The 25,012-nt window shown below is 45.3% G+C and carries 27 protein-coding genes and 1 riboswitch; of the genes, 14 read left to right on the top strand and 13 right to left on the bottom strand.

Annotation, left to right across the window (positions count from 1 at the left end):
- Positions 1-99: 99 nt before the first annotated feature.
- The 4 genes from ACSW3C_RS17525 (at position 100) to cydS (ending at position 3,489) form a co-directional block, all read left to right on the top strand.
- A complete protein-coding gene (locus ACSW3C_RS17525) occupies positions 100-876 on the top strand; it encodes a sulfite exporter TauE/SafE family protein (protein ID WP_486564086.1) in 777 nt (258 codons plus the stop codon).
- Positions 877-1,006: 130 nt separating this feature from the next.
- On the top strand, positions 1,007-2,353 hold the full coding sequence (locus ACSW3C_RS17520) for a cytochrome ubiquinol oxidase subunit I (RefSeq protein WP_486564085.1): 1,347 nt from the start codon (positions 1,007-1,009) through the stop codon (positions 2,351-2,353).
- The gene (locus ACSW3C_RS17515) at positions 2,350-3,381 is read left to right on the top strand and encodes a cytochrome d ubiquinol oxidase subunit II (protein WP_486564084.1); all 1,032 of its coding nucleotides are present in this window, start codon (positions 2,350-2,352) and stop codon (positions 3,379-3,381) included. The genes ACSW3C_RS17520 and ACSW3C_RS17515 overlap by 4 nt, the downstream gene beginning before the upstream one ends.
- 12 nt (positions 3,382-3,393) lie before the next feature.
- On the top strand, positions 3,394-3,489 hold the full coding sequence (gene cydS / locus ACSW3C_RS17510) for a cytochrome bd oxidase small subunit CydS family protein (protein ID WP_486564083.1): 96 nt from the start codon (positions 3,394-3,396) through the stop codon (positions 3,487-3,489).
- Positions 3,490-3,536: 47 nt separating this feature from the next.
- Here cydS and ACSW3C_RS17505 read toward each other — a convergent pair whose 3' ends face one another.
- Entirely contained in the window at positions 3,537-4,442 is a 906-nt protein-coding gene (locus tag ACSW3C_RS17505) for an aminoglycoside phosphotransferase family protein (protein WP_486564082.1), read from the bottom strand.
- A gap of 47 nt (positions 4,443-4,489) precedes the next feature.
- On the bottom strand, positions 4,490-5,236 hold the full coding sequence (locus tag ACSW3C_RS17500) for a class I SAM-dependent methyltransferase (protein WP_486564081.1): 747 nt from the start codon (positions 5,234-5,236) through the stop codon (positions 4,490-4,492).
- A gap of 217 nt (positions 5,237-5,453) precedes the next feature.
- On the opposite strand from ACSW3C_RS17500, the gene ACSW3C_RS17495 reads away from it, so the two are divergent.
- The 4 genes from ACSW3C_RS17495 to ACSW3C_RS17480 all read left to right on the top strand — a co-directional run bounded on the left by ACSW3C_RS17495 (position 5,454) and on the right by ACSW3C_RS17480 (position 9,210).
- Positions 5,454-5,657 carry a hypothetical protein gene (locus ACSW3C_RS17495; protein WP_486564080.1) on the top strand — a complete coding sequence of 68 codons (204 nt, stop codon included), beginning with the start codon at positions 5,454-5,456 and terminating at the stop codon, positions 5,655-5,657.
- A 169-nt stretch (positions 5,658-5,826) separates the two neighbouring features.
- Complete coding sequence (locus ACSW3C_RS17490) at positions 5,827-6,903, top strand: metallophosphoesterase (RefSeq protein ID WP_486564079.1); 1,077 nt, start codon at positions 5,827-5,829, stop codon at positions 6,901-6,903.
- A gap of 19 nt (positions 6,904-6,922) precedes the next feature.
- Positions 6,923-7,405, top strand: a complete 483-nt coding sequence (locus ACSW3C_RS17485; protein ID WP_486564078.1) for an NUDIX hydrolase — start codon at positions 6,923-6,925, stop codon at positions 7,403-7,405.
- Positions 7,402-9,210, top strand: coding sequence for an allantoate amidohydrolase (locus ACSW3C_RS17480; protein WP_486564077.1), 1,809 nt, complete (start codon positions 7,402-7,404; stop codon positions 9,208-9,210). Before ACSW3C_RS17485 ends, ACSW3C_RS17480 begins: the two co-directional genes overlap by 4 nt.
- Positions 9,211-9,385: 175 nt before the next feature.
- Here the strand turns inward: ACSW3C_RS17480 and ACSW3C_RS17475 are convergent, their stop codons facing one another.
- The 10 genes from ACSW3C_RS17475 to ACSW3C_RS17430 form a co-directional block, all read right to left on the bottom strand.
- Entirely contained in the window at positions 9,386-10,153 is a 768-nt protein-coding gene (locus tag ACSW3C_RS17475; protein WP_486564076.1) for an STAS domain-containing protein, read from the bottom strand.
- A complete protein-coding gene (locus ACSW3C_RS17470) occupies positions 10,140-10,802 on the bottom strand; it encodes a cobalamin B12-binding domain-containing protein (protein WP_486564075.1) in 663 nt (220 codons plus the stop codon). The genes ACSW3C_RS17475 and ACSW3C_RS17470 overlap by 14 nt, the downstream gene beginning before the upstream one ends.
- A gap of 14 nt (positions 10,803-10,816) precedes the next feature.
- Complete coding sequence (locus ACSW3C_RS17465; protein WP_486564074.1) at positions 10,817-11,173, bottom strand: hypothetical protein; 357 nt, start codon at positions 11,171-11,173, stop codon at positions 10,817-10,819.
- The gene (locus ACSW3C_RS17460) at positions 11,173-11,478 is read right to left on the bottom strand and encodes an antibiotic biosynthesis monooxygenase family protein (RefSeq protein WP_486564073.1); all 306 of its coding nucleotides are present in this window, start codon (positions 11,476-11,478) and stop codon (positions 11,173-11,175) included. The genes ACSW3C_RS17465 and ACSW3C_RS17460 overlap by 1 nt, the downstream gene beginning before the upstream one ends.
- A 179-nt stretch (positions 11,479-11,657) precedes the next feature.
- On the bottom strand, positions 11,658-12,053 hold the full coding sequence (locus ACSW3C_RS17455; RefSeq protein WP_486564072.1) for a VOC family protein: 396 nt from the start codon (positions 12,051-12,053) through the stop codon (positions 11,658-11,660).
- Between the two features lie 105 nt (positions 12,054-12,158).
- Positions 12,159-12,944: an ABC transporter permease gene (locus ACSW3C_RS17450; RefSeq protein WP_486564071.1), complete on the bottom strand. Its 786-nt coding sequence runs from the start codon at positions 12,942-12,944 to the stop codon at positions 12,159-12,161.
- Positions 12,945-12,951: 7 nt separating this feature from the next.
- A complete protein-coding gene (locus ACSW3C_RS17445; protein WP_486564070.1) occupies positions 12,952-13,728 on the bottom strand; it encodes an ABC transporter ATP-binding protein in 777 nt (258 codons plus the stop codon).
- 7 nt (positions 13,729-13,735) lie between these two features.
- Positions 13,736-14,782 (bottom strand): ABC transporter substrate-binding protein, encoded by a 1,047-nt coding sequence (locus ACSW3C_RS17440; RefSeq protein ID WP_486564069.1) that lies wholly within the window; start codon positions 14,780-14,782, stop codon positions 13,736-13,738.
- Positions 14,783-14,946: 164 nt separating this feature from the next.
- The gene (locus ACSW3C_RS17435) at positions 14,947-15,261 is read right to left on the bottom strand and encodes a DMT family transporter (RefSeq protein WP_486564205.1); all 315 of its coding nucleotides are present in this window, start codon (positions 15,259-15,261) and stop codon (positions 14,947-14,949) included.
- Complete coding sequence (locus tag ACSW3C_RS17430; RefSeq protein ID WP_486564068.1) at positions 15,261-15,602, bottom strand: DMT family transporter; 342 nt, start codon at positions 15,600-15,602, stop codon at positions 15,261-15,263. Before ACSW3C_RS17430 ends, ACSW3C_RS17435 begins: the two co-directional genes overlap by 1 nt.
- 58 nt (positions 15,603-15,660) lie before the next feature.
- Positions 15,661-15,757, bottom strand: a riboswitch (guanidine-I (ykkC/yxkD leader).
- A 144-nt stretch (positions 15,758-15,901) separates the two neighbouring features.
- Here ACSW3C_RS17430 and ACSW3C_RS17425 point away from each other — a divergent pair.
- Genes ACSW3C_RS17425 through ACSW3C_RS17400 form a run of 6 tightly spaced genes read left to right on the top strand, consistent with a single transcriptional unit; the run spans position 15,902 to position 20,416 of the window.
- A complete protein-coding gene (locus ACSW3C_RS17425; RefSeq protein ID WP_486564067.1) occupies positions 15,902-16,801 on the top strand; it encodes an ABC transporter ATP-binding protein in 900 nt (299 codons plus the stop codon).
- A gap of 1 nt (position 16,802) precedes the next feature.
- Positions 16,803-17,540: an ABC transporter permease gene (locus ACSW3C_RS17420; protein WP_486564066.1), complete on the top strand. Its 738-nt coding sequence runs from the start codon at positions 16,803-16,805 to the stop codon at positions 17,538-17,540.
- 1 nt (position 17,541) lies between these two features.
- A complete protein-coding gene (locus tag ACSW3C_RS17415; RefSeq protein ID WP_486564065.1) occupies positions 17,542-18,657 on the top strand; it encodes a sensor histidine kinase in 1,116 nt (371 codons plus the stop codon).
- Positions 18,657-19,259 carry a response regulator gene (locus tag ACSW3C_RS17410; RefSeq protein ID WP_486564064.1) on the top strand — a complete coding sequence of 201 codons (603 nt, stop codon included), beginning with the start codon at positions 18,657-18,659 and terminating at the stop codon, positions 19,257-19,259. The genes ACSW3C_RS17415 and ACSW3C_RS17410 overlap by 1 nt, the downstream gene beginning before the upstream one ends.
- 41 nt (positions 19,260-19,300) lie before the next feature.
- Positions 19,301-19,882, top strand: a complete 582-nt coding sequence (locus ACSW3C_RS17405; protein WP_486564063.1) for a VanZ family protein — start codon at positions 19,301-19,303, stop codon at positions 19,880-19,882.
- A 9-nt stretch (positions 19,883-19,891) separates the two neighbouring features.
- Entirely contained in the window at positions 19,892-20,416 is a 525-nt protein-coding gene (locus ACSW3C_RS17400; RefSeq protein ID WP_486564062.1) for a hypothetical protein, read from the top strand.
- Between the two features lie 62 nt (positions 20,417-20,478).
- Here ACSW3C_RS17400 and ACSW3C_RS17395 read toward each other — a convergent pair whose 3' ends face one another.
- Positions 20,479-24,933, bottom strand: coding sequence for a S8 family serine peptidase (locus ACSW3C_RS17395; protein ID WP_486564061.1), 4,455 nt, complete (start codon positions 24,931-24,933; stop codon positions 20,479-20,481).
- Between the last annotated feature and the right edge of the window lie 79 nt (positions 24,934-25,012).

Below are 25,012 nucleotides of genomic sequence, written 5' to 3'. Positions count from 1 at the left end.
ACCGTTTCTTTAGTGGAAAACCCCTATATGGGGCAGTCCATACCCGTTCTATACTAAGGATAGAGATAGAAAGTTAGAACTGGTAAGGAGCTGAAAGCCATGGATTTCACATTTATTATTGTCATTTTCTTGATCGGATTCATCGGATCGTTTGTTTCGGGCATGCTCGGGATCGGTGGATCGATTATTAAATACCCTATGCTGCTGTATATTCCGCCGTTGTTTGGGTTAGCCGCCTTTACGGCACATGAAGTATCCGGAATTAGCGCGGTTCAAGTATTCTTCGCATCCATTGCGGGTGTGTGGGCGTATCGCAAAGGCGGTTATTTGAATAAATCTCTAATCATCTACATGGGGGGCTCCATTTTACTCGGCTCCCTAGTCGGAAGCTATGGCTCCCAATTTCTTTCGGAAAGCGGCGTTAATATCGTCTACGGTGTTCTCGCTTTGATTGCCGCGGTCATGATGTTCGTGCCGAAGAAGAAAATTGATGATATTCCGATGGATCAGGTGACGTTCAATAAAACACTGGCTGCGGTCTTAGCATTCATTGTCGGGATCGGTTCTGGCATTGTGGGAGCGGCAGGAGGATTTCTGCTTGTGCCAATCATGCTCGTTGTCCTCGGCATTCCAACACGGATGACCATTGCGACAAGCCTCGCGATCACCTTTATATCCTCAATCGGTGCGACGGCAGGAAAGCTGGCTACCGGTCAAGTGGATTATTTCCCTGCCATCATTATGATTATCGCAAGTCTTCTTGCAGCCCCGCTTGGAGCGAAGGCGGGCGGGAAAGTGAACACGAAGGTTCTGCAAGGAATTCTAGCTGTGCTAATCTTAGCGACTGCGGTCAAAATCTGGCTTGATATTTTGTAAGTCCGGGAGGGGAATCACCATGTATCGAAAACAAGAAAGACGGCTCATGATTCTCAGCTTTACGGTTGCCGTCATTATGCTGGTATCTATCATCGGCAGGATATTTGGAAGCTAAGGAGATGAAGGAAAGATGGTCAACGATTCTGCTGTTTTCTGGAGTCGGGTATTAACCGAGTTAACATTATCTTTTCATATCCTCTACGCAACGATAGGCGTCGGGGTGCCCCTGATGATCATGATTGCCCAATGGGTCGGCTATAAAAAGAATGATGAACATTATATTTTATTAGCACGGCGCTGGGCGCGCGGATTTGTGATCACGGTAGCGGTCGGGGTAGTTACGGGAACAGCGATCGGCTTACAGCTGTCCTTGCTCTGGCCGAATTTCATGGAACTGGCGGGACAAGTAATCGCTTTGCCGTTGTTCATGGAAACGTTCGCGTTCTTCTTCGAGGCGATTTTCCTGGGCATTTATTTGTATACATGGGACCGTTTCAAGAATCAAAAACGCCATATGCTGTTGCTTGTGCCTGTGGCGATTGGCGCGTCCATGTCCGCCGTGTTTATAACGATTGTCAATGCATTCATGAATGCTCCGCAAGGCTTTGAAGTGGTGAATGGAGAGCTGGTTAATATCCAGCCGTTCCTTGCCATGTTGAATCCTGCGATGCCTACGAAAGTAGCGCATGTTCTGGTCACTGCATATATGACATCCGCATTCGCACTCGCTTCCATCGCGGCATACCGCATGCTGCGTGGTTCCAAGCATGTGTACCATAAAAAAGCGCTTCATATGCTCATGAAACTAGGGCTTATCTTTGCCGTTGCTGCAGCAGTCGTAGGTGATTTCTCAGGTAAATATCTTGCGGAGTACCAACCGGAAAAACTCGCAGCTGCGGAGTGGCATTTTGAAACAGAAAAAGGTGCGCCGCTCATTTTGTTCGGTGTGACAGATGGGGAAGAAGTGAAGTATGCATTTAAAATCCCATATGCACTGAGCATCCTGGCACATAACAATCCAACAGCTGAAGTGATTGGACTCGACCAATTTCCTGCGGATGAAGTGCCGCCTCTTTATATTCACTATCTGTTTGACCTGATGGTGGCGATCGGCATGTTCCTGCTGTTCGTTGCGCTCGTCTATGTGATCGGAAAGTGGCGGGGCTGGAAATGGATTTCGAGCAAATGGTTTACAAGAACGATCGTAGCAGGCGGCCCGCTCGCATTGCTTGCCATTGAAGCCGGCTGGTGGCTTGCGGAAGTTGGAAGACAGCCTTGGATTTTACGCGGCTATATGAAAACAGCGGAAGGGGCGACAACGAGCGGAAGTGTGGATTTGATGCTCATTGCATTCGCAGCACTGTACATCGTCCTGGCAATTGGCAGCGTCGTCGTATTAATTCGGATGTTCCGCCATAATCCGATTGAACGTGAGATCGCGGAAAGACATGTGACAGAAGAAGGTGGACGTTCATGACATTAGAGATATTGGGCATTACGGTGCTATGGCTGTTCTTGTTCGGCTATGTCATTGTCGCTTCGATCGATTTTGGAGCTGGTTTCTTCAATGCATATAGCTTGTTGACAGGCAAGAATCATATTTTGACCAATGTTATCAAGCGATACCTTTCACCTGTTTGGGAAATTACCAATGTGTTTCTAGTGTTCTTCTTTGTCGGAGTCGTCGGGTTTTTTCCGAAAACAGCGTTTTATTACGGGACAGTGCTGCTCATTCCGGTAAGCATTTCGTTGATCCTCTTGTCGATCAGAGGCAGCTACTATGCCTTTGAATCGTACGGATCGAAAAAGGGATATCACAAAGGGTATGCTCTTGCGTATGGCATCGCCGGCTTGTTGATTCCAGCTTCCTTGTCGGTCGTCTTCACCATTTCCGAAGGCGGTTTCGTCTCGATGATGGAAGGACAGCCAGTGTTGGATTATGACGCATTGTTCAAGAGTCCGCTCACTTGGGCGATTGTCGTTTTGAGCGTCATGGCGGTCCTCTATATTTCCGCCGTGTTTCTAACTTGGTATGCAAGGAAAGCGAACGATTCCCGAGCATCCGACCTTATGCGGAAATACGCCTTGATTTGGGGGGGTCCGCTCATGATCAGTGCGGTGGGCATCATCGTGGAATTAAAGCGGAATACAACGCAGCACTATGAACGGATGGTAGATTTTTGGTGGCTGTTTGCCATATCGGCAGGGCTTTTCCTCGTAACGGTCTGGCTGTTGTGGAGAAAGCGTAAATACGGGCTCGCGGTCTGGCTGCTGATCTTGCAATTTGCGCTGGCGTTCTTTGCCTATGGTATTTCACATTACCCATATTTGCTGTATCCACATCTGACTATCTACGACAGCATTACAAACCAAGCAATGGCCATTTCACTCGTCGTTGCATTCATTGCAGGCCTTTGCTTATTAGTTCCATCTCTCTATCTTGTCATGAAGCTGTTCTTATTTGATAAGGACTATGTAGCAGGGAAGCAGGATGAACATGTGTGAGGTGAAGCGGATATGAATCAATTCATTATTTTCTATGCGCCGTTCATTGTAGTCGCCTTATCAATTGCAGCTGCATTTTACGTAGCGCCGAAAAGCCGGGATAAATGATAAAAAAAGGATGAGGGAAAAGCGCAATGCTTAGTCCCTCATCCTTTTTATTGATACCACTTAGGTTTTATTCTGCTAAAGTAATCATGATCTTCTAAATACAAATAAACTTTATCTAACATCTCATTCATCTGGTTTGGAATTGTATTTGTAGTCCATACAACAGTTGAGAAAACGCACATTGCCAGGTAAAGTGAATACAACCTCCAGAAATCTTCATCTGGTTCTTTATTATTAAAATAGCCTCTGATTTGTCCTATTGAAAAAGGAATGCTTACTCCTCGGCTGAAAATTCCTATCTTTAGAAATTCGTGAATAGGATCGCCCCAATCATAGCTGCCAAAGTCGATAATTCCAGCGAATTTCTTATTACTCACAATGATGTTTCCAAGGTGGAAATCATCATGTTGAAAAAAGTTCGGACGATGTTTCATAAGATGGATATTCTCATCAATAAAACTCATTATGTTACGGTCATGATTAACCTTTACCTCACCTGCCAAGTAAGCAGCTAAATATTTCTTATGCTTCTCAACTTTCCTTGCATACCATGAAGGAATACGACTTGGGGCAGACAACTGGTGCATTTTTCTTAATTCTTTTCCCGCCTCGAGGCCAATGGTATATTGTTCTTGATCTGAGTATTTTACGATTTCATCCTCAGCATCCTTTCCCTCTAAGTAAGTTGTAATCAAATACCCTCGATTACCAACCACACCTATTGAAATCGGTTTTGAACAAGTAACGTTATACTCCTGCAACCTTTCCAAAATAGAGTATTCGGTCTTCTTTAGTTCCAACTCTTCTAAATCAAACATTCGAAGTAGTAGTTTATTTTTACCATCTTCCATGTGTGCAAGAAATTTTTTATCTGAGGAAAACCCCTTTTTAATTTCAAAAACTTCTTTGCAATTACTTATAATAGGAATCTGTTTTATCAGTGTTTTATTCACATCCTCACCCCTATTGTTTAATTATGAAATCAAGTCAACAATTCCAGTTAAGCTTTCTTCACTTTAATCCGATACGCTAAACATTCAGAAAGAGGCGCTACCGGATGGTAGACCCACTCATCGTAATCCATCCTGCCGCCAGGGAAAATACCCGTGATGTGCAGGCCGGCTTCACTGCACAAGCTGCTGATCTCTTCAATCGTATAGCATCGCAAAGACTGAGTGACAGGCTCAGACGGATTGTCGATAGACCACCACGTATCGAGCATGCGACGGTTTTCCTCATCATACTCGTATCTTCGGTTGGCGCGATCCAACTTCATTTCCTGGCCGGCCGCCTTTTGCCAATGCGTAGGCTGGTAAATATCAATCAAAGCACAACCATCCTCTTTCATCCAGCCTGCCATTCGTTTCAGGAGGAAGAGCTGTTCCTCGTCAGTCCCAACCCCGAATCCATCCAAGTAGCCAGTGACATCAAATCGTTCCTCAAATTCATATGTGTAAAAGTCACCTTGGTGGATAGCAATTGTTTCGGGAGAGCGGCTTTTTGCAAATGCAACCAATTCCGGCACAAGCTCCAGCGTTGTCATTTTCACTCCTCGCCGGGCAAGTCCCTTTGCGAAGATGCCGTTTCCCGCTCCGATTTCGAGCATTGTATCAAACGGCTTTCCAACCTGCTCTTGCAATTCGTCGACTTGCCGTTCAATATCTTCCTTCATTTGATCCTCTAAACTAGAGTTGAGCCATTCAAACTGTTTTTGATAAAAGGGGAGTACCCATGTGTTTGTTGTCATTTTCATTCCTCCTGTAAGTTGGTTCGAATTACAGAAGGTGCTTCAAATTCCGGATGCCCATATGTGATCGCTCCTCTTGGTTTAAGTGTACCTTACTGCAGTGTAGTAGTCATCCTAAATTATGGATGTGATAAAATAAGAGGAAATGGTTTGAACATCGCACATTGAGTAGCCGAGTGGAATTATTTGAAATCAATAATTAATAGGTGATTTTAGTATGAGAAAAAAAAGAATAGTGAAAAGAGAAGAAAGTGGATTTATGAACTATGGAGAAGAGTTTGGGCAAGACGAAAATTTCTTCTTTATTGCAGGCTTTACAGGAGAAGGAGTTCCATATGGTGTCACATGGGAAGAAGCCTTCGCCCGCGGTCTGATAAATGACGAAGAGGAGAAAACTTACGAAATACCTTTACCTTTTTAAACATGGGATGATTATTATGTTGATAGTAATGCCATCTTTTTATTTTGAAGTCAAAATAGGTATGGAACAAGGGGAAGATCTATACTTCCTCTTGTTTTTTTAGGCAAGAAAATGAACATTTAGATGTGGTAGAATTGTTGGTAAATAGAAAAAAAGGGGAAAGAACATATTGATTGATATAAGAACATTAGAATTGGATAAAAACAGAAGGATCATCATTATTTCAGACATCCACGCAAACTTGCCTTTATTCAAAAGACTGCTTGAGAAAGTGAACTATACACCGGAGGATTACTTGTTCATCAACGGCGATCTTTGCGAGAAGGGGCCTGACAGTCTCGACACTGTCGCCTACGCGCGAGAGCTGTCTGCAGCATCGGAGCATGTCTTCATTACGAAAGGAAATTGCGACATCGTTCACCGCTATGTATTCGACAAGGTAGAGGGCATTAGAAACTATATGGCCAAACAGCCCTATTCCATTTTGAATGAAATGCTTGTAAAGCATGGTAAACAACTGGACCACTTTTCCACATTGGAAGAGCTCGGGGAGTTCTATCAGGACAACTTCGGCGAAACGCTCGATTGGCTGGAAAACTTGCCGGTTGCGTTTGAGACAGATGAGTTCATACTCATCCATGCGGGAGTGGAAAATCGGCCCGATTGGCAAAATACGAGCTTGGCGAATGCCTTATACATGCCATCTTTCTATGAAAAGGGACATATGGCGGATAAGACTGTCATTGTCGGGCATTGGCCGGTCGTTAATTATAGGGCGAATACGATCAGTTCCAATTCTCCAGTCATCGATGTCTCCAAGAAAGTGATTGCGCTTGATGGAGGGAATGGCATTAAGCGGGATGGACAGTTGAATGCGCTAATTTGGAAGGGCGACGATGTTTCTCATGTCTTTGTGGATGATCTTCCAACTGCGGAGATTATGCAAGACCATCAAGATCGTGCGGGTAACTGTGGAACTGTCACCTATCCGAATTATGAAGTGCAAGAACTCCAAAGAGAATCGTATTTTACCTTGTGTGTAAATAAAAAGTCAGGCATCCAACAATGGGTAAAAAATGAATACATCGTAAATGGCATGTGCAAAAGCGATGTAAGCACGACATTCCTCAGCGTGGGACAGGGGGAACGCGTTTCGATTGTGAATGAAACATGTGATGGCTTTACTCTCGTTAAAAAGAAAGACGGGAGCGTCGGTTGGATACCAAAAGAATGCCTTGAAAGATGAAAAGAAAGGGGATGGGGATATGGCAATGCCGACTCATATCGTAGCTGCTGGAGGAATTGTAGAAGACAAAGAGGGCAATATCTTGCTCGTCAAAACGCAACATGGAGGCTGGGTTTTCCCCGGAGGACAAGTTGAAGTGGGGGAAAATGTGATGGATGCCGTCCGCCGGGAAGTGAAGGAAGAGAGCGGCATCGATATTGAAGTAGCGAAGCTTATTGGGGTTTATTCGAATACGGGCATACATAAATGGTATGACGGCGTGACAGATGTGCCAACGAAGGTAATGATGGATTTTGCATGCAATCCGCTTGGCGGCGAGCTATGCACTTCCGAAGAGACTTCCGATTGCCGATGGGTGCGAAAGGAGAACGTCCTCGACTATATTACGGGGCCGGCTTATCGAACCCGGTTCCAGACGTATCTGGCGTTTGACGGGAATGTCAGATATATGGATTATGTCACGCATCCTGAATTTGAAGTGAAGCTGGATCGGAAAGTATGACGATAAAGCAAACTGCGGGAAAGCCAGCCGCGGGGCGAAACCTAGAATGGAAACGCAAAGGGAGCGTCCTCATTTGGGGGCTTGTACTGGTTGGAGCAATGATTCTCCTCGTTAGCCAAGTGCTCAGTTATCCATTTCTGAAATTACTGCCACTCGGAGTCATCAGTATCGTGGGGTTTGGCTTGCATAAGTGGATGTCGTCCTATTCGGCGAAAAAACTTCCGTTTGAGAATTGGCTGCAAGTGGAGTTTCCAGAAAAAATCATCGTGCTCCGGACATGGGGATTTGAACTCGTGTTTGCTCTTATTCTCCTTTCGTTGGGAGCTGACCCGATTAAAGATTTGATGGAGCTGAAAACACCTGTTTATCAGGTCAATTCTCTCTTTTTGGAGCTGGCCATTCTTTTTGCCATTCTATCCGTATTGCCGATGTTCATTTATTATGCGTTTGATAAGTGGAAACGCTCCTCCTTTGAGGAACAGATCATGACAAAAAAGAAAAGTGAGGCTGAGACAATGAATGAATTTCTTTATGACCGTTTGATGGTGGATTATGATGAAACTTTATCGTCTGGTGGAATAGATGGAAAACGGCTCGCACACCGTTTAAACGAGCTATCAAAGATTGGCCAGACAAAAGACAAAGGAGTGGACCGGCCCGGATTTTCCAAAGCGGAGAAGGACGCGAAACATCTCGTGATGGGGTGGATGAAAGAGGCTGGCTTGGATGTCAGGGAAGACGGAGTCGGTAATATTTTCGGACGCTTAAAAGGAAACGATGATCAGCGGGTCATAGTATCCGGTTCTCACGTCGACAGTGTGCCGAACGGAGGGAATTTTGACGGGCCGCTTGGCGTTATTGCTGCATTAGAGGTAGTGGAGGCATGGAAGTCATCGGGGTACCGTCCAGCTAAGTCATTTGAGGTAGTCATTTTCTCGGATGAAGAAGGATCGAGATTTGGTACGGGCTTGACAGGAAGCCACGCTATGGTGGGGAAATTAATTCCGGAGGATACTGCTCGTTTAAAGGATGCCGAGGGCAAATCCTTTGAAACAGTGATGGAGGAATACGGCAGCTCATTGGAACAAGTATGGCAAGCGAAACGTGATATTCGTGAAATCGAGTTGTTTGTGGAAGTACATATTGAACAAGGAAAGAGATTGGAACAGAACCATTTGCCTGTCGGTATCGTCAAGGGGATTGCTGGGCCGGTATGGATGAACTTCACCTTTGACGGTGAAGCAGGACACGCGGGGAATACACCAATGGATGACCGGAGGGATCCCGTTGTGGCAGCTGGAGCATTTGTTCATCAACTGGCAGACTTGCCGCGGCGTTTTAGTGAAACCGCTGTCGCCACGGTAGGTAAACTAAATGTCTATCCAAATGGCATTAATGTTATTGCGCAGAAAGTCGAGTTGACGGTAGATGTTCGTGATATTTTGCTGGAAGAACGGAAGCAGCTTGTGGAGGCGATCATCGAAACGGCCAAGTTGGCAGGGAAGCAATTCAATGTCAGCGTGTCTTATGAAGAAATGCTGGCAGTCGATCCGCTGTTAATTGATCCACAGCTTACATCATGCATCGAAGAGTCGATTGCCAGTTTTGATGTGGAGCCGATGGAATTGGTGAGCGGCGCGGGGCATGATGCCATGGTGGTAGGACGGGAAGTTCCGGCAGCGATGATTTTTGTGCGCAGCAAAAAAGGGATTAGCCATAATCCTGAGGAATGGACTGATTTAAACGATTGTGTAAGAGCTGTTCATGTTTTGAAGGATTTTATTGAGAAGAGAATGGCACTGTAACACATTCAATTGCAAGATGGTTCTGCCAGCTTGATTCCTAATTGAGACAACTGCATTAGAAAAGAAAGGCGACTAAGAGAACATCATTCTTAGTCGTCTTTTTGAATGCAAGTCATGATCTGCGAATCAAAGCAGCAGAGGGCAGTCATCAAGAAAAATGAACCTTGATATGTATTCATGGGTGCTGAACAGCCAGAAGTTTATCCATCGCCGACTTTAACGATTTCATAAAACGAATTTCCAAAGTGAACTCCATATCGTTCCACTCTTTTACATGCTGTGGATGAAGTCCAGCGATTACTATGTTAAAGCCTAACAACTGCAATACCTTCAACAAGGATTCAAGCCCCTGCAAGCCACTTTGATCAATATGCCCGACCGCCGTGAAATCCAAAATCAGTGTCTCCACCTCGGAAAGATAGGCACGCTGGGATAACTTGGCGGCGATCAATTCGGTTTTTGTCTGGTCAAGCCCGCCGTAAATGGGAATTAAGGCGATAGAATCGGTCACTTCAATAAATGGAGAGGACAGCTTAATATTCTCATGCAACAGCTCTTCCGCATTTTCCTTGGCTTCAAGAAGTTCAAAATTGGTATCGTTCAGGCGGGTTCGTAGGCTGATCAGCTGTTCGCTTACTTTTTCAACAGCTTTGTCTTTCTCAATAATGAGTACCTCTCCAATTTCTCCTTCAGACCAGGCTACATACAGGTCTGCCAGAACAATGCTGCCCGAACTGGAGAGGACATTGATTTCTAACGCTTTAATGGGTTCGAAGCGAAGGAGGTTCATGACCGCCTTTGGACGGCTCTCTTCTTCAATAACATCGAGAATGGTTTGGGCGCTTGCTAAAACTAGCCTTGCTGTTTCGTTCGCTTTGATGATCTCCAATTCTGCGTTAATGGCATAGATGGGGATGGCTAAGCCGGTCTTAAGAAAAGGCATTGATGGTTCCCACTCCTTTTTGTGCGAATGCGAGCCACCGATGAAGCTCCCTTAGATTCGACATGATAATTACTTGCCCTGAGGCTGCTTCCTCTTCGAAATGGACATGGGGAGCCATCCGGCCACCAATCAGTACGGTCGGCTGGCCGGCTGTTTGGGAAAGCACTTGAACGGATTTTTTCAACGTCGGCAGCCGATAGGAAAGTGCCGCAGACATGGCAATGACATCGGGCTGCCAGGCGTTCGCTGCGGTTTCTGCATGCCGAAGGGGAAGATTGGGACCTAAATATCGCACACTCCAACCGAACTCCTGAAAGACGGCGGAAGCCATTTTGAGACCAATATAATGCTCTTCTCCTTCCACTCCGAAAAGCATCACTTTTTTTCTGTTTTCTTGTTCTTTTGAGGACGACCTGAATTCGAAATCCGAGATAATAAAATCACAAATGGCGGTTGCCAGATGTTCATCGGCAACCGTGATTTCATTGCGCTCCCACAACTTTCCGATGTATGTCATGGCGGGCGTCAAAAGGTCTTCGTATAGAGTGAGCCGATCATTTTCTGTCAGAACAGTGTGGATATGTGTTATGGCCAACTGTTCTTCTCCACTAAGAAGCAGATTTGCCAATTTGATGGAATGATCGCTCATTCGATCCTCTCCTTTTACTTTGGGTTCTGTAACGAGTTGAGCGCGAGCTCTAAGTACTGTAAATAGGATCGTTCTCTAATGGAGTCCAGCTTTCCAGGTATATGCTTCTGCAGCCTCTGGAAATTATCGATAATCAATTCTGTCCCCACATTTCGGCTTGTCAATATTTCATTTAGCCATACTGTGTAATCAATGAAAAAACGGCTGTCATCCATTTGAAACGCGGTTTCCAAATGATCCAGATGATGATGATTATCTTCAATTGTCCGTTGATGGCCGTTTTCTCCAAATCTATTCCAAAGAGAAGGGTACGCTTCGTATATTTCCTTAACAACCGCTTCCACGATCGGTTCTTTCACATGCAGTTCCATTATTCAGCCACCACCTTATACTGGTTCACTTTTGGGATGATGGAGGCAAGTTCCTGATCAGGATATTTCCTCTCAAGTTCGTGTATTTGTTTAAATTGCTCACTGCGAACCCAATTCAAATATTGCTCTCTGGTTGCCCACTCCATATGCACTACCAGTTCACCAGCACGCTTCTGGTTTTGCAACAATTGAAAAGAGAGGAATCCATCCGTCTGATCGACTACTTTAGATCGATTTTGATAAATGCCGATGACTTCCTCTGCTTTCTCCTCTGGTACGATAAAGGTTGAATTGACAATATACATGCAGAACTCCTTATGATTTGGATTTGAATACCAGTTTCATATATTTTTAGTGTAACATAGCTTTACCAAATTCTGAAACAGGTTGTCCCATTATTCTGGCAGTATAAATAACTTGCTTATCAGGAAAAAAATAAAAAAGCAGCGGAGATTATCTCCACTACTTTTAATTTCATCTCTGCTTAACGAGCATTTACATCTGGCTGATGAATGCCAAATAGATTACCTTCTGTGTCTAAATAATATCCTTGCCAAGCCATTTGCGGCAGCGCGTATTTAGGCATGGCGACCGTTCCGCCATTCTGCAGGATTTTTGCTTCTGTTGTATCGTAATCCTCCACGCCCATTGTGCAGGCGAAGCCGTTTAGCGGTTGGTTTGCTGTTGGGGCTGGCCCTTTTCGCTGCATTAAAGCGCCGTTGATCCCGAGTTCACTTTCATCGCCTGTAACTGCACCGAAGTACGGCATGCCTGCATAGTCGCTCCAATCCTGAAACGTCCATCCAAATACGTTCTCGTAAAATGTTTTAGCTCTTTCCATATTGTCTACATGAATTTCAAAATGAATTAATCTGCTCATCGCAACCTCCGAAACATAGAAATAAGATAGTCTTCTTATGCTGGCCATAAGCCGGCAGTTTCATACTCTATTGGACATCTATTTTATCAGGAGACAAAACTTCACTCATTTCCAGGGCAACAGGCGGTTTTCCACCCATTGCAGAAAACGGTTGAAGGCGAGGCCGAGCAATGACAGGACAAGAACGCCGACCATCAGTTTCGTCGTGATCATCAAGTTCCCATAATGTAACACCATGGATCCAATCCCGCTTTGGGCGGCAATCATTTCCGCAGCAACGAGCAATAGGAGCGATGTTCCGGCAGCCAATTTCAAGCCCGCAAAAATCATGGGCAGGGAGCCGGGCAAAATCACTTTTCGGATAACGTTCAAGTGATTGGACCCGAAGGTGACGGCCGCTTTGATTAGAATGGGGTCAACATTTTTCACGCCGGAATATGTATTAATAACGACAGGGAAAAAGACGCCCAGTGAAATGATGGTCACTTTTGATAATTCCCCGATGCCGAGCCATAGGACAAACAATGGAAGAAGAGCGATTTTCGGTATCGGATAGATGGAATAGACAATTGGTGTTCCGATGGCATCCGCCCATTTAGAGAAGCCAAGGAGCAAACCGACAATAATGCCAACGACTGATCCGATCAGGTACCCGACTCCAATTCGATAGAGGCTCGGTATAAGATTCTTCACTATTTCGCCGCTTAGTAGCATATCCCACCCGGTTGTCACAATCGATGACGGGGCCGGAAGGAAGAGGGGAGAAACGATCTGCAGGCTGCAAATGATCTCCCATACGATGAGAACGCCGGCAATTCCTAAAATCGAAGCGTACAATGGAACTTTCTTATCCAGAAAGGCCACCCGGTTTGTAATCATTTTCTTTGTCATTCCATTATCACTCCTTCAACGCATCGACTGCATCTTGGCGGATTAATTGCCAAATCTGTTCTGCGTATTCGTCAAACTGGGCCCGGTACTTTGCATCCCCTCTGCCCATCTTTGGCAAGTCGATCGGGATGATCTCTTTGATGCGCCCGGGATGACGGGAGAGGACAATGACCCGGTCAGCCAAGTAAACCGCTTCTTCGATATTATGCGTCACATACAATGTGCTAAGCTGCGTTCGGTTCCAGATGGTCAACAATTCTTCCTGCATTAATGTTCTGGTTTGCGCATCCAATGCAGAAAACGGCTCGTCCATCAAAAGCAGGTCGGGTTCCACGGCGAGAGCCCGTCCTATGCCGACCCGTTGCTTCATCCCGCCGGACAGCTGCTTTGGATACGCATCTTTGAACTCGGACAAACCGACCATATCGATATAGTAATTGCCTTTTTCCAACTGTTCCTGTTTATTCATCTTTTTTTCTTCGAGTCCATAGATGACGTTTTGGTACACAGTGCGCCAAGGGAAGAGGGCAATTTCCTGGAATACGATCGAGACGGTCGGCTCCCGCTTTTCATCTTCCATGTCTTCGAAGTAAATGCTGCCGGAACTTGGTGAAAGTAACCCGCCGACAATATTCAGCAACGTCGATTTGCCACAGCCGCTTGGGCCGACGAGAACGACAAACTCCTTTTCATGGATAGTGAAATTAATATCTTCGAGTGCCGTTGTCTCTTCCTTCTTGGATTTCTTGAACTTTTTCCCGACATTGTCAATGACGATTCTCATGCAAGTCTCACTTCCCTAGCTGTTGTAACGCTTTTTCAAGCAATTCCGTATTGACGATGGAAGAAGTATCAATTGAACTATCAATCAATTTCTCTTTAACATACCAATCGACTTGAGTCTGGATATCAGACGACAACAATTTGCCATCCCGATCCATGTAAGGAAGCCCTTGTTTAATCAAATCAGGTTCTTGATCCGTATATTTTGCGATAATGTCAATGACTTCATCATAGTTCTCGCCCGGCACAACCTCGCCGTTTTCTTTTTGCAAGGCAGCATCAAAATAGTATTGAGTCGCTTTAGCATACGCCTTCATGAAACGGACGGCGACGTCTTCGTTATCAGCGAACTTTTGAGAGAAGAAGATCCCCGATGTTTGATAATCGAACTCATCCCCGATTTGCGCAACTACTCTGCCGTAGCCTTCTTTCACAACACGAGAAACATTTGGTTCGTTCAGTAAAACAGCATCTACATTTTTGCTTTGCAATGTTTCCATAAGACCAGGAATGCTATTCAAAGGAACAAGTTCGACGTCAACTGTCGAAAGGCCATGCTCTTCAAGAAGTTTTCCAGCCATATAATGATAAGTGGAACCCGTTTGGGTAATTCCAATCTTTTTGCCTTTCAGCTCTTCGACGGAGGCTATAGATGAATCAGCAGGAACCAACAGAGCGGTCGAGCTATAGCCTTCGTGCTCTCTTCCTTTATCCGCCACGATTTGTAGTTTTTCTCCACCAGCCACCATATTATATAAACCGGCTGTAATGCCTGTAGCACCGACTTGAATATCTCCGCTAGCTGTCGCAACGGCAATCGGCTGAGCTGCTTCGAACCATTTTACATTTGGTGTAATTCCCTCTTCTTCAAAGAACCCTTTTTCAATCGCAATAAAAAGGGGAGCGGAGCTCGTCAATTTTAACATGCCAATATCCACTTTGGCGTTCGAACCACCCTCAGCTGCTTCCGTTTTCTCGTCTTTTTTTCCGCAGCCTGCTAGTGCAAAAACGAGTGCAAAAGCAGCAACAAGTGCGAAAATCCTATTCTTTCTCATTCAATCTTCCCCCTTATTCTCTATATGTAGAGTGTTCCGAAGAGATTTTTAAAATACTACGTTAGCAATCTCCGAATACTCACAAGTTTAGAATAGCATAAATTGTTTGGTAATTTTAGCCCTATTTCATGAAAATGTCGAATTTTGTAGACGACCTTTAACTGCTAGGAAATAAATTTTAACCCGACTGCCGAGCTTAAAATGAGTGCAATGCATAGAATCCTCTTCCAATCTTTTGGCTCGTCATAAAAAACCATTCCAAGCAGAGCGCCTCCTGACGCGCCGATCCCAGTCCAGATAGCGTATGCAGTTCCCATTGGAAGTGCAGTCATCGCATATGCGAGTAACAGAAAACTGCTTGCGAAGCCTGCCATCATATATAGGAGGGACATAGCACTGCGATCTTTATGGAATTTATTAATCATCAGGACGCCAACCGTTTCAAACAAACCTGCGAAGACAAGGGAAATCCAAGCCATCATAATTCCTCTCCTTCCTTTTCTGTTTCATTAGTCACCAATTTCAAGCCGATTACACCGGCCAGCAATAGACCGATAAGCAACGCTTTGCCAATTGACATTGCTTCTCCAAATAAGAGGGTATCGGCCAATACAGTTCCAGCCGTGCCTAGCCCGACAAAAACGGCATACACCGTTCCTACTGGCAGCTTTTCGCTCGATTTTATCAAGATATAAAAACTAACCACAATCGCAATAATCGTCCCAGTCCAAGCCAACAGACTGTCCGCATGCTTTAATCCGATGACCCAGCCCACCTCGAAAATAGCGGCTAGGATCACTTGCAGCCAATTCGAATTCATATTTTATTCCTCCTCAAAAAATAATAAAAAGCCTGGGAGATGACTGAATATAAACAGTATCTCCCAGGCTTTTATCCTTCCGTGGCACAGCGGCTGCTGTGAGTTTACTCTCGGTCCAGGCCAACTATCGTTGCGGAACCCTAGAAAACATTTTAGATATGCAATTACTACTGATTATACACACTTCCGCGCGGGTGGCAATGGAAAGGGGTGACAAATGTCATCTGAAACGGTGACAGAGTGTACTAACCAGCAGGCAGTAAATTTTCTATTCTATAAATAAAGGAGTTGTTGTAAAAATGCAACCGGTTATCCAAATTGAATATTTGACTAAGGAGTTTAAAGGAAGAAAGGCTGTTGATAATGTTTCATTTACTGTTCAGCGGGGGGAGATTGTTGCGATTCTCGGCCCAAATGGTGCCGGAAAGAGCACGACAATGCTAATGATGCTTGGCCTGCTGAAGCCAACATCAGGAGAAGCAAAACTATTTCAAGCAGATCCAGATTCACGCGCCGTACATGAACGGATTGGTGTCATGCTGCAGCAAGTGAGTCTGATGGATGCATTGAAGGTGAAAGAATTGCTCGCTTTATTCCAAAGTTATTATCCGAACCCGCTATCTATGGAAAAGCTAGTTGAACTGACTGGAATGACATCTGAAGAATTGAATAAGCGGACAGAAAAGCTATCCGGCGGCCAAAAGCGCCGTGTCGGATTTGCCTTGGCATTGGCCGGCAATCCTGATCTCCTCTTTTTTGACGAACCGACTGTCGGGATGGATAGTACGGCGCGTAAGCAGTTTTGGTTAACTGTAAAGGAATTGGCGGCGCAGGGCAAGACGATTCTCTTCTCAACACATTATTTGCAGGAAGCGGACGATATCGCAACGCGTATCATTTTGTTCAATCATGGGAAAGTCATTGCAGACGGCTCGCCGATGGAGCTGAAACAGAGCCTGCTGCGTCAATCGATCTCCTTTAAAGTGAATGAAACGACGAAAAAAGAAATGTTGATGAGTCTGCAAGATGTGTTGGCTGTAATGGAGGATAAAGGTCGTTTTACTGTAATGACGGAGAACCCAGATATAGTGTTGCGCGATCTGTTTGAGCTGAATTTGAGATTGGAAGATATCGAAATTGAAAAAGGAAGACTGGAAGACGCGTTCGAGCAGCTGACAGTCGAACAGGAGGTGTCTTGAAATGAGCATGCTGCTAAGAGAATGTAAAATAGAAGTGATACGAATTTTCCGTAATCCTTACTTCATCTTTTGGTCGCTTCTTATGCCGATTGTCTTTTATGTTATTTTTACGAAAGTGGTCAATCAAGGGATGGAAAATCAAGCGGAGTGGAACGCCCTTTTTCTTATGTCCATCGCTGCATTTAGTGTGATGGGCAGTGCGATCATGACGCTTGGCATCCGGATGGTACAAGAAAAAAGCGAAGGCTGGACGACAATGTTGCGCGTTACACCATTACCTGCATCGAGTTATTTTATAGCAAAAATGGTCGGGCAATCGGCAGTCCATATTTTCTCCATAGGCATTATATTTCTTTCAGGCTTTCTAATCAATGGTGTCACAATGCCAATGGGCGAATGGGTTTTATGCGGTTTGTGGATTTTACTTGGATCGGCTCCGTTTTTAGCGATGGGATTGCTTGTCGGGACCATGAAAAAAGTAGATACCGCCTCTGGTGTCAGCAATATTTTCTACCTATTGTTAGCGATAACAGGTGGGCTGTGGATGCCCATGGAGATCTTGCCGAAAATGGTACAATCCATCGGCATGTGGCTGCCGGCTTTTCATTATGGCAATGGAGCATGGGCTATCATCCGTGGAGATGTCCCTGAGGTAAAGAATGTTCTGATATTAGTTATGTACCTTCTGCTATTCATGGTATTATCAGTATATAGCAGAAAGAAACAGGAAGTGGTATGAGATGAAGAGTTTCGAATTATTCCCTAAACGTTTTGGCGTGACGCCTTATATTTTTTTAGTATATTTGTTCATGCCGCTTTTTCATGTCATCCACAGTGAAAAGCAGTCAATGGCAGTAATGGGCTACGGCTTATTGCTGCTTTTCCTCGTTTCTTACTGGTCTATTTATAATTCAAAGGAAGACACTAATGTCGCCTGGTGGCTTGTTGTTCAGATGGCGGTTATCGTAGCGTTGACTGTATTCTACAGTCCTTATAATCTATTGCTTGGATTTTTCACATCGAATTTTATAGGCTGGTTTACGAACAATATACATTTTAAGTCGGCCGTAAATCTTTTCATTGTCGTACTTGTCCTGTGCCTCGGCTGGATTTATTACCAAAATGGATTATCCAATATCCTGTTTCTTCTTCCGTTTCTCGTCGTTATGATTATGTCTCCTTTCGGCATCCGCCATATGAATGAACGGATGGATTTAGAGCAACGGCTGGACGTCGCGAATGAACAAATCAAAACACTGATCAAACAAGAGGAGCGGGTCCGGATTGCGAGAGACTTGCATGATACACTAGGCCATACATTATCGTTGATCACATTGCAAAGCCAGGTAATTCAGCGGGTTGCATCTCATCCAGACAAAGTAGGGGTTGCTGCACAAGAGATCGAAACAGCATCCCGATCTGCCTTGTCGCAAGTAAGAGAGCTCGTATCCGACATGCGTTATAGTACGGTTGAAGAAGAACTTGCGCATGCCGAGCAAATATTAACAGCAGGTGGCGTTAAGTTGCAGGTTCAAATGGATAAGGGATTGTCCGAACTTTCACCGCTTCAACATCATATTGCCGGGCTTTGTTTACGTGAAGCCTCGACTAATATCGTTAAGCATAGCAATGCGGCCAATTGCACGGTTCAATTATCTATGGGCCAAGGTGTATGTGCAATGCGTATTTGCGATGATGGAATTGGAATGGTTCCGGCAGAACGCGGCAATGGGCTAAAAGGGATGGAGGAGCGCCTTTCCTTAATTGAAGGGAATCTGGCCATTGAATCCGAAAATGGCACATGTTTATTAATTGATATACCACTCGTAGTGAAGTCTGAGGAGGCCATTGTATAATGATTCAAATTATTATTGCGGAAGACCAGCGAATATTGCGAGGCGCACTTGGTACCCTTCTCGATTTTGAGGTAGATTTTAAGGTGGTTGGAGAAGCGGAGAATGGGGAAAAGGCGTTGGAAATGATTAATCGCCTGCAACCGGACGTCTGCCTTCTCGATATTGAGATGCCAATCATGAGTGGTCTCGAAGTGGCTGCCCGGTTAAATGAAATGGGTGCTTCGACAAAAGTCATCATATTGACGACATTTGCCCGCCCCGGTTATTTTGAACGTGCTGTAAAGGCGAAAGTCCACGGCTATTTGCTGAAAGATGGTTCGATTCATGATCTGGCGTCTGCCATTCGAAATGTAATGGATGGTAAACGGGAATTTGCTGCTGAGTTGATAATGAACTCCTATCACGAAGATAATCCGTTGAGTGAGCGGGAAAGAGAAGTGTTGCAATTGGCGGCAAACGGGAAAACAGCAAAGGAAATCGGAGCTGAATTATACCTTTCAGCAGGTACTGTCCGGAACTATATGTCCGAAATTTTGCAGAAGGTGGAAGCTAAGAATAAAGTGGAAGCCATTGCCATTTGCAGAGATAAGGGATGGCTGTAATACTTATGTCCATATGACGTGCAGGGCAGGGAGGTAGAGACATGGGGCTTATTCGAATGTATGTTGAAAATATGGCTCTTTATATGGCCGCAGCATTGCCGTTTTATGTGCTTGCCAGGATTTTATTTTTAAAAAGAGGGAAAAAGCATACTACTGTTCTAAGGGAGTTAGCGGTTGCCCTCTTTTGTTTATACATAGTGGGGCTGGCATCCCAGACAGTCATACCAAAATGGGATGGGGGATTTGATTCTAGTACAGATACATGGTATTTCCATTTCATCACAACAAGTGAAATAGCCAGAGTCAATCTCGTTCCGTTTCGGACGGTTTCCATGTTTATTCAATCGAATGAGCACGTCAGTGATTGGGAAAGCGTTTCTTTAGTGAATATAGTAGGGAATATGCTCATTTTTTCACCGATCGGATTGTTTGTACCCATGCTTTGGCGGAAGTTTCACGCTTGGTGGAAGGTTTTCCTTGTCGGTTTCGGTGTGACTTGTTTAATTGAAGGATTCCAATTCTTCATTGGCCGCAGTTCCGATATTGATGATGTTATTTTGAATACAGTCGGTGTCATGATTGGCTACGGTCTTTTTATAATAGTGTCCAAAATAGCGAGGTGAACGCAGGAAGTGAATAAAAAGAATATCGTGCTGGTCTTTAGTGTGGCCATCATTCTTCTACTTAATTGGAATGTCGATCTTCACCGTGAAAACAGGGCTTACAAAGACCGGATTGGCGGTTTGAATCGGGAATCGGTGGAGGAGACAATCGATTCTCTCAAACCTTTTTACGATGTCGACATCGACCAATGGGAAAAACGGTTGCAGGAAAAAAGCGGTGAGGCATTATTGGATGCATATATTGATGGTTTACGCCGATCCAATCAGTATTTTCATGGTCTCTACCGAAGTGACATTTCACTTCTGTCAGGAACGCTCGAAACGGTTATTTACTTGCTTGAGGAACTGAAGGAAAATGGGAAGCTCAATAAGATGCAGAGAGAAGATTTACAAAATGCTGTTCTTCAAGCCCGTTCCATCGCTGGTCAATTGATCACAATTGCCGGGCGTTCAGAAAATGGCTGGTATACAGAGTTCGTGGATGAAGAATCGGAAGCTGCCAAGTATGTCAGGGACTTGTTGAAAACCCCCTGAATTAGAAACAACCAGCAAAACAAACTACCGCCAAACCGAATGTTCGGTTTGGCGGTATTCTTTTATGATTCAGGTGTCACTTCTCCAGCTGCTTCTGCTGGTTCTTCAGTTGCTTCTTCGTCAGTTGCTCCGTTCGTTTGTCCGGCATTGACGAAGATTTTGCCTTTTGCTGTTTGCCGTGTTTCGTTTCCGAAGGAGTCGATAACCTTCACCTCAATTTGTCCACCTTTCGCAACGACGCCAAGTGGTGCTGTCCAGTAGCCGACATAGTGGCCTGGCGTTACTTCGCGCATTGGCAATTCAGTGGCATTGGAGATGTCGCTGCCTACATCAGTCAGCGGCATATGAATCATAAATGTCGCTGCTAGACCAGGTTCGCTGTCAAATTCGAATTTGACTGTTTTACCTGTCGTCAAGTAAACATCCTCAGTCGGAACGAGGTTTGTAATTTGAGGTCCATCATATTTCGCTTTGATGCGGACTGATTTTGTTTCTTGGTTACCAGCTGCATCTGTTGCGACTACTACGATTTCATTCATACCCGCATCAAGCAGGAGACGTTTAGAGAACGTTCCGTTTTCGGAAACAGTAGCCGCTTGGCCATTGACCGTCACAGACTTCAGGTTGTCATCTGCTACAGTACCCTCAACTGTTACTGTCTCACGATTTGTCGTATCTCCGTCTTTCGGATTAGTAATCGTCAATTCCGGTTTGACTGTATCAAGGATAACAGTAACCGTTTCTGATTCGCCTGTTGTGCGTCCGTCCAGCTTGGATACTGCTTTAAAAGTGTTTTCTCCTTCTGTCAGAACAGTAGGAATCGAGAATGTGCCGTTCTCTCCGACAACGACCGTATCCACTTCTTCACCGTTGTTCGTCAGTGTGATGGACGTTGTTGGTGTTGCTTTACCTTCAACATTCACATTCTTTTCATTCGTCACTGAGCCGGATTCCGGAGACGTAATGACGGGTGCGAATACTTCATAATTGACACGCGCCCGAATCATATAGTTTCCTTCATCCTTTGGTGCAGGTGTCCAAGCGTTCACAAATTGGTAGCTTCTTCCTGCATTCGGGCCATCTTCATCCGTAGCCAGACCAGGTGCATACGGGTTAGCGGCTGTTTGGATGTACACCATGTAGAAATCTCCATTGACGACAATATTGTGTTCGGAGAGGTCTACTACCGTCCATTCGCCATTCCGTTTCGCCTGAGCATCAAATGGGCCGGCAAGCTTCTTGCCAGGCGTTCCATCCGCGCCTGATGCATCCCAAACTTCCACGGCAAAGCCAGTTCCGCCTGGAGATGGCCAGTCTGTCGTCCAGAATCTGAAATGACCTTCTGAAACGATACCGGAATCACTGCCTTCAGGGAGTGACATTTTAACACCCCAACCATTGCCGGCATCATAGAATGCACGTGCATTTTCCGCAGTTCCATCATCATATCCGATTACGTCGCCCGGATATGTGAAGAAAGGCTCCAATGCAAAATCATACGTCGATTGGCCGCCAATCGTAACGGATGCTTCTTGCGGGTGATAGCCGCGTGCGATTATTTTTAATGTGTAATCGCCTTCATAGGCTGTGATCGAATACTGACCGGATGCATCCGTTTCAACTGGTGAAATGTTTGCATCTTCTACTAGCAACATCGTTGCCCCTGCAATCGGTTCACCAGAAGAAGAATCTGTCACTGTACCAGTAATAGTAGCTTGTGGCATTTCTTCCAAAGTGAAGTTTGCAGTAGTCGTTTCATCTGCATTGATCGTGACGGATTGTACTTTGGACTGATAGCCGTACGCTTCTGCTTTAGCAGTGAATGTGCCGGCTCCTAAAGTTATCGAGTACGATCCATTTGCAGGGTTTGTATAGACAGATCTGTCTGTCTCAAGGATGCTCACTTGAGCGCCAAGAGGCAGAAGTACCGGCCCGATGTTTCCTCCTTCAACTGGAGGAGCTGCTTCTTCTTTTGGCATTGCTGGTTTGATTGTCTTAGGATCAACAGGTGTTTCCATTGCATCCTTGCCTTTTTCAATCAATCCGTCCGGCTTCTTCAGGCCGCTGTTTTTGATGTTTTCCAATCCGGAAGCATCATTGGAGCCCAGTTTGTTTTTGATTGGCTGCAATGTACCTTTGCCAGCTGCAGATGTGCTGCTAAGCGCTACATCATCGATATACCAACCTTCACGTACGACACTGCCGTCAGAGAATGCATTGAAACCAAGATATACGCGTTGCCCGCTATACTCAGATAGGTTTACTTCCGCGTCGATCCAGCCATTGGATGCTCCTTGCACCATCAAAAGCTGTGTCCAATTTTCTCTGTCTGTGGAGATGAATACATGTCCATAATCCCACGCTCTTCCTGAGGAGGACTGTTCGAAATTATGCCAGTGCTTGAATTGCAAGAATGAATTGCCCTCTGGCAAATCAACCGGCGGCATTACGAGTGTTGCGTTCATATTGCTGTCATAGTTGCCAGCAAGATTTGTCGCATATACTTTCTCTCCGGAGGACGCACGTCCAGGACCGGATGTCGGAACACCCCACTGCCAGCTGTTATTGTTTCCGAATGACGTCCAGCCGATAGGTGTTTGTTCGAAGTTTTCGAAATAGCCGACTGTGATGCCCGGTTTTACAAGGACTGTATATTCAGGGCTTGTGACGACATTATTGCCGAAGTCGTTAACTGTCCACTTATACGTGAACGACTGGCCGGAAATCTTGTCACCTGTAATCTTGACTCCGTAAGTTCCATCTAAATAATCTCCTGACTTACGTGTAGCTTCCATCGATTGCCATTGGCCATTTGTATCTTTGTAATTCAAAGTAACAGAAGAGACGCTGATGTTATCTTTAACAGAGATGGTAAGATCTAAATCCATTCCTTCGTAAGTCTCTGCAGGGGCAGTGTGTTCGAAAGTAGGTGGTTGCGAATCTTCCCCTTGTTTTGTTACTTGTCCTTCCAATTTGCCAAGACCGCTGGCAATGGAGGAAACTGCCGCGTAGGCATCCACGAGTCCATATCCATAACCATGGTTTGGTGTCGTCGGATATGTGCTGTCTGTTAATGGTCTTGCAGTAGAAAGTAAAATTTGTTCCATTTCATCAACTGTAATATTGGCATTTGCTGAACGGAGCAATGCTGCTACACCTGAAACGGCAGGACCTGCCATCGATGTGCCATTCCATCCGCCTTCATAGCCGCCGCCAGGGATGGAGGAACGGATATTTACGCCAGGTGCAGAGATGTCCGGCTTAATGTGATTATATGGCGATGGGCCACGTAGTGAGAATGACGCCACTTTGTCGTTAATATCTGTTGCGCCAGTTGCAAATGATTCTGGGTAGTTGGATGGCGCTGCGACTGAGCCAGGGCCCCCAGGGTTTGAAAGTGTCGTATTGCCGGCAGAGAATTCAGGGAAGATCTGAGCTGCACGCCAGTTAATAACAACGTCACGATACCACTCGTCTAGACCTCGGCCGCCGCCCCAAGAGTTGTTAACAACATCAGGAGCTAAATCGACACGAGGATTGCCGTTCGCATCAGTTGGTGCTAGAATCCATTGAGCTGCAGCCAAAAGATCACGGTCTGAACCACCAGCTGGAGTGAATGCTTTAACAGCAATCCATTTTGCTCCAGGTGCTACGCCGATTTGGTTGCTGCCGTTCGGCTCGCTGCCGACCATTGTGCCGGTTACGTGCGTCCCGTGTTCAATGTCATCGTACGGTGTTGTCCTGCCAGCTGTCGCATCAAACCAGTTGTAATTATGGTCTACTGCTCCAGTAGCTGCATTGTATCCGCGATATTTTGATTTCAATGCAGGGTGATCCCACTGGACGCCTGTGTCGATGCTTGCTACAACTGTTCCAGTTCCGTCAATGCCCATATTCCATACTTGAGGAGCGTTGACTCTTTCGATATTCCATTCGACGTTTGCAATTTCAGCTGTAGGTGCAGCTGCATCTTCGACTTTTGTCGTATGGAGCTGGCGCATTTCATTCGGAAGAACTTTCTCAACTTCTTCGAATGTGGCTAGCGCTTCTGCCACTTCTTTCGTCGCTGTTACGGCCATGCCGTTGACGATGTAATACGAAGTGATATCCTTTGCCTTTCCTTCTTTCGCTTGCTGTTCAAGATACTGCTGGACGTTTTGCTGGGATTCGAGAGAAGTTGCACGCAATTCGGATACGACCGCTGAACGCGCCATCATAACCGTTTGCTTTGCGGATAGATTAGATTGTTTGGCTTGCGCTTTTGCTTCGGCAGCCACTTTCTCTGTATCCGCCTTTTCCTTGAACTTAATTAAGAACGTGACCATTTCATCTTTCTTGAAGTCATCTAGCAAGTGTTGACTCACTTTTTCTTTAGAGAGCCCGCTAGATCCGCGAAGTGATTCACTCAATTTATTCAGCTCGGCGTTCGCAAAACTAGGCGTAAGTAGCGAGAAGACCATAATGACAGTTGCGACGATGCTGAAAAACCGTATTTGACCCCGTTTCCTCAATTTCATTCCTCCCTTGATTTTTTTAGAACCCGCAAAAGAACAAAAAGAAAAACACCATTTCCCCCCTCCATTTTCATTGCAGGTC

Source organism: Sporosarcina sp. AD_1, assembly GCF_057373025.1.
Note: the sequence above shows the minus strand (reverse complement) of the source record. Positions and strands in the feature narration are given on the sequence as shown.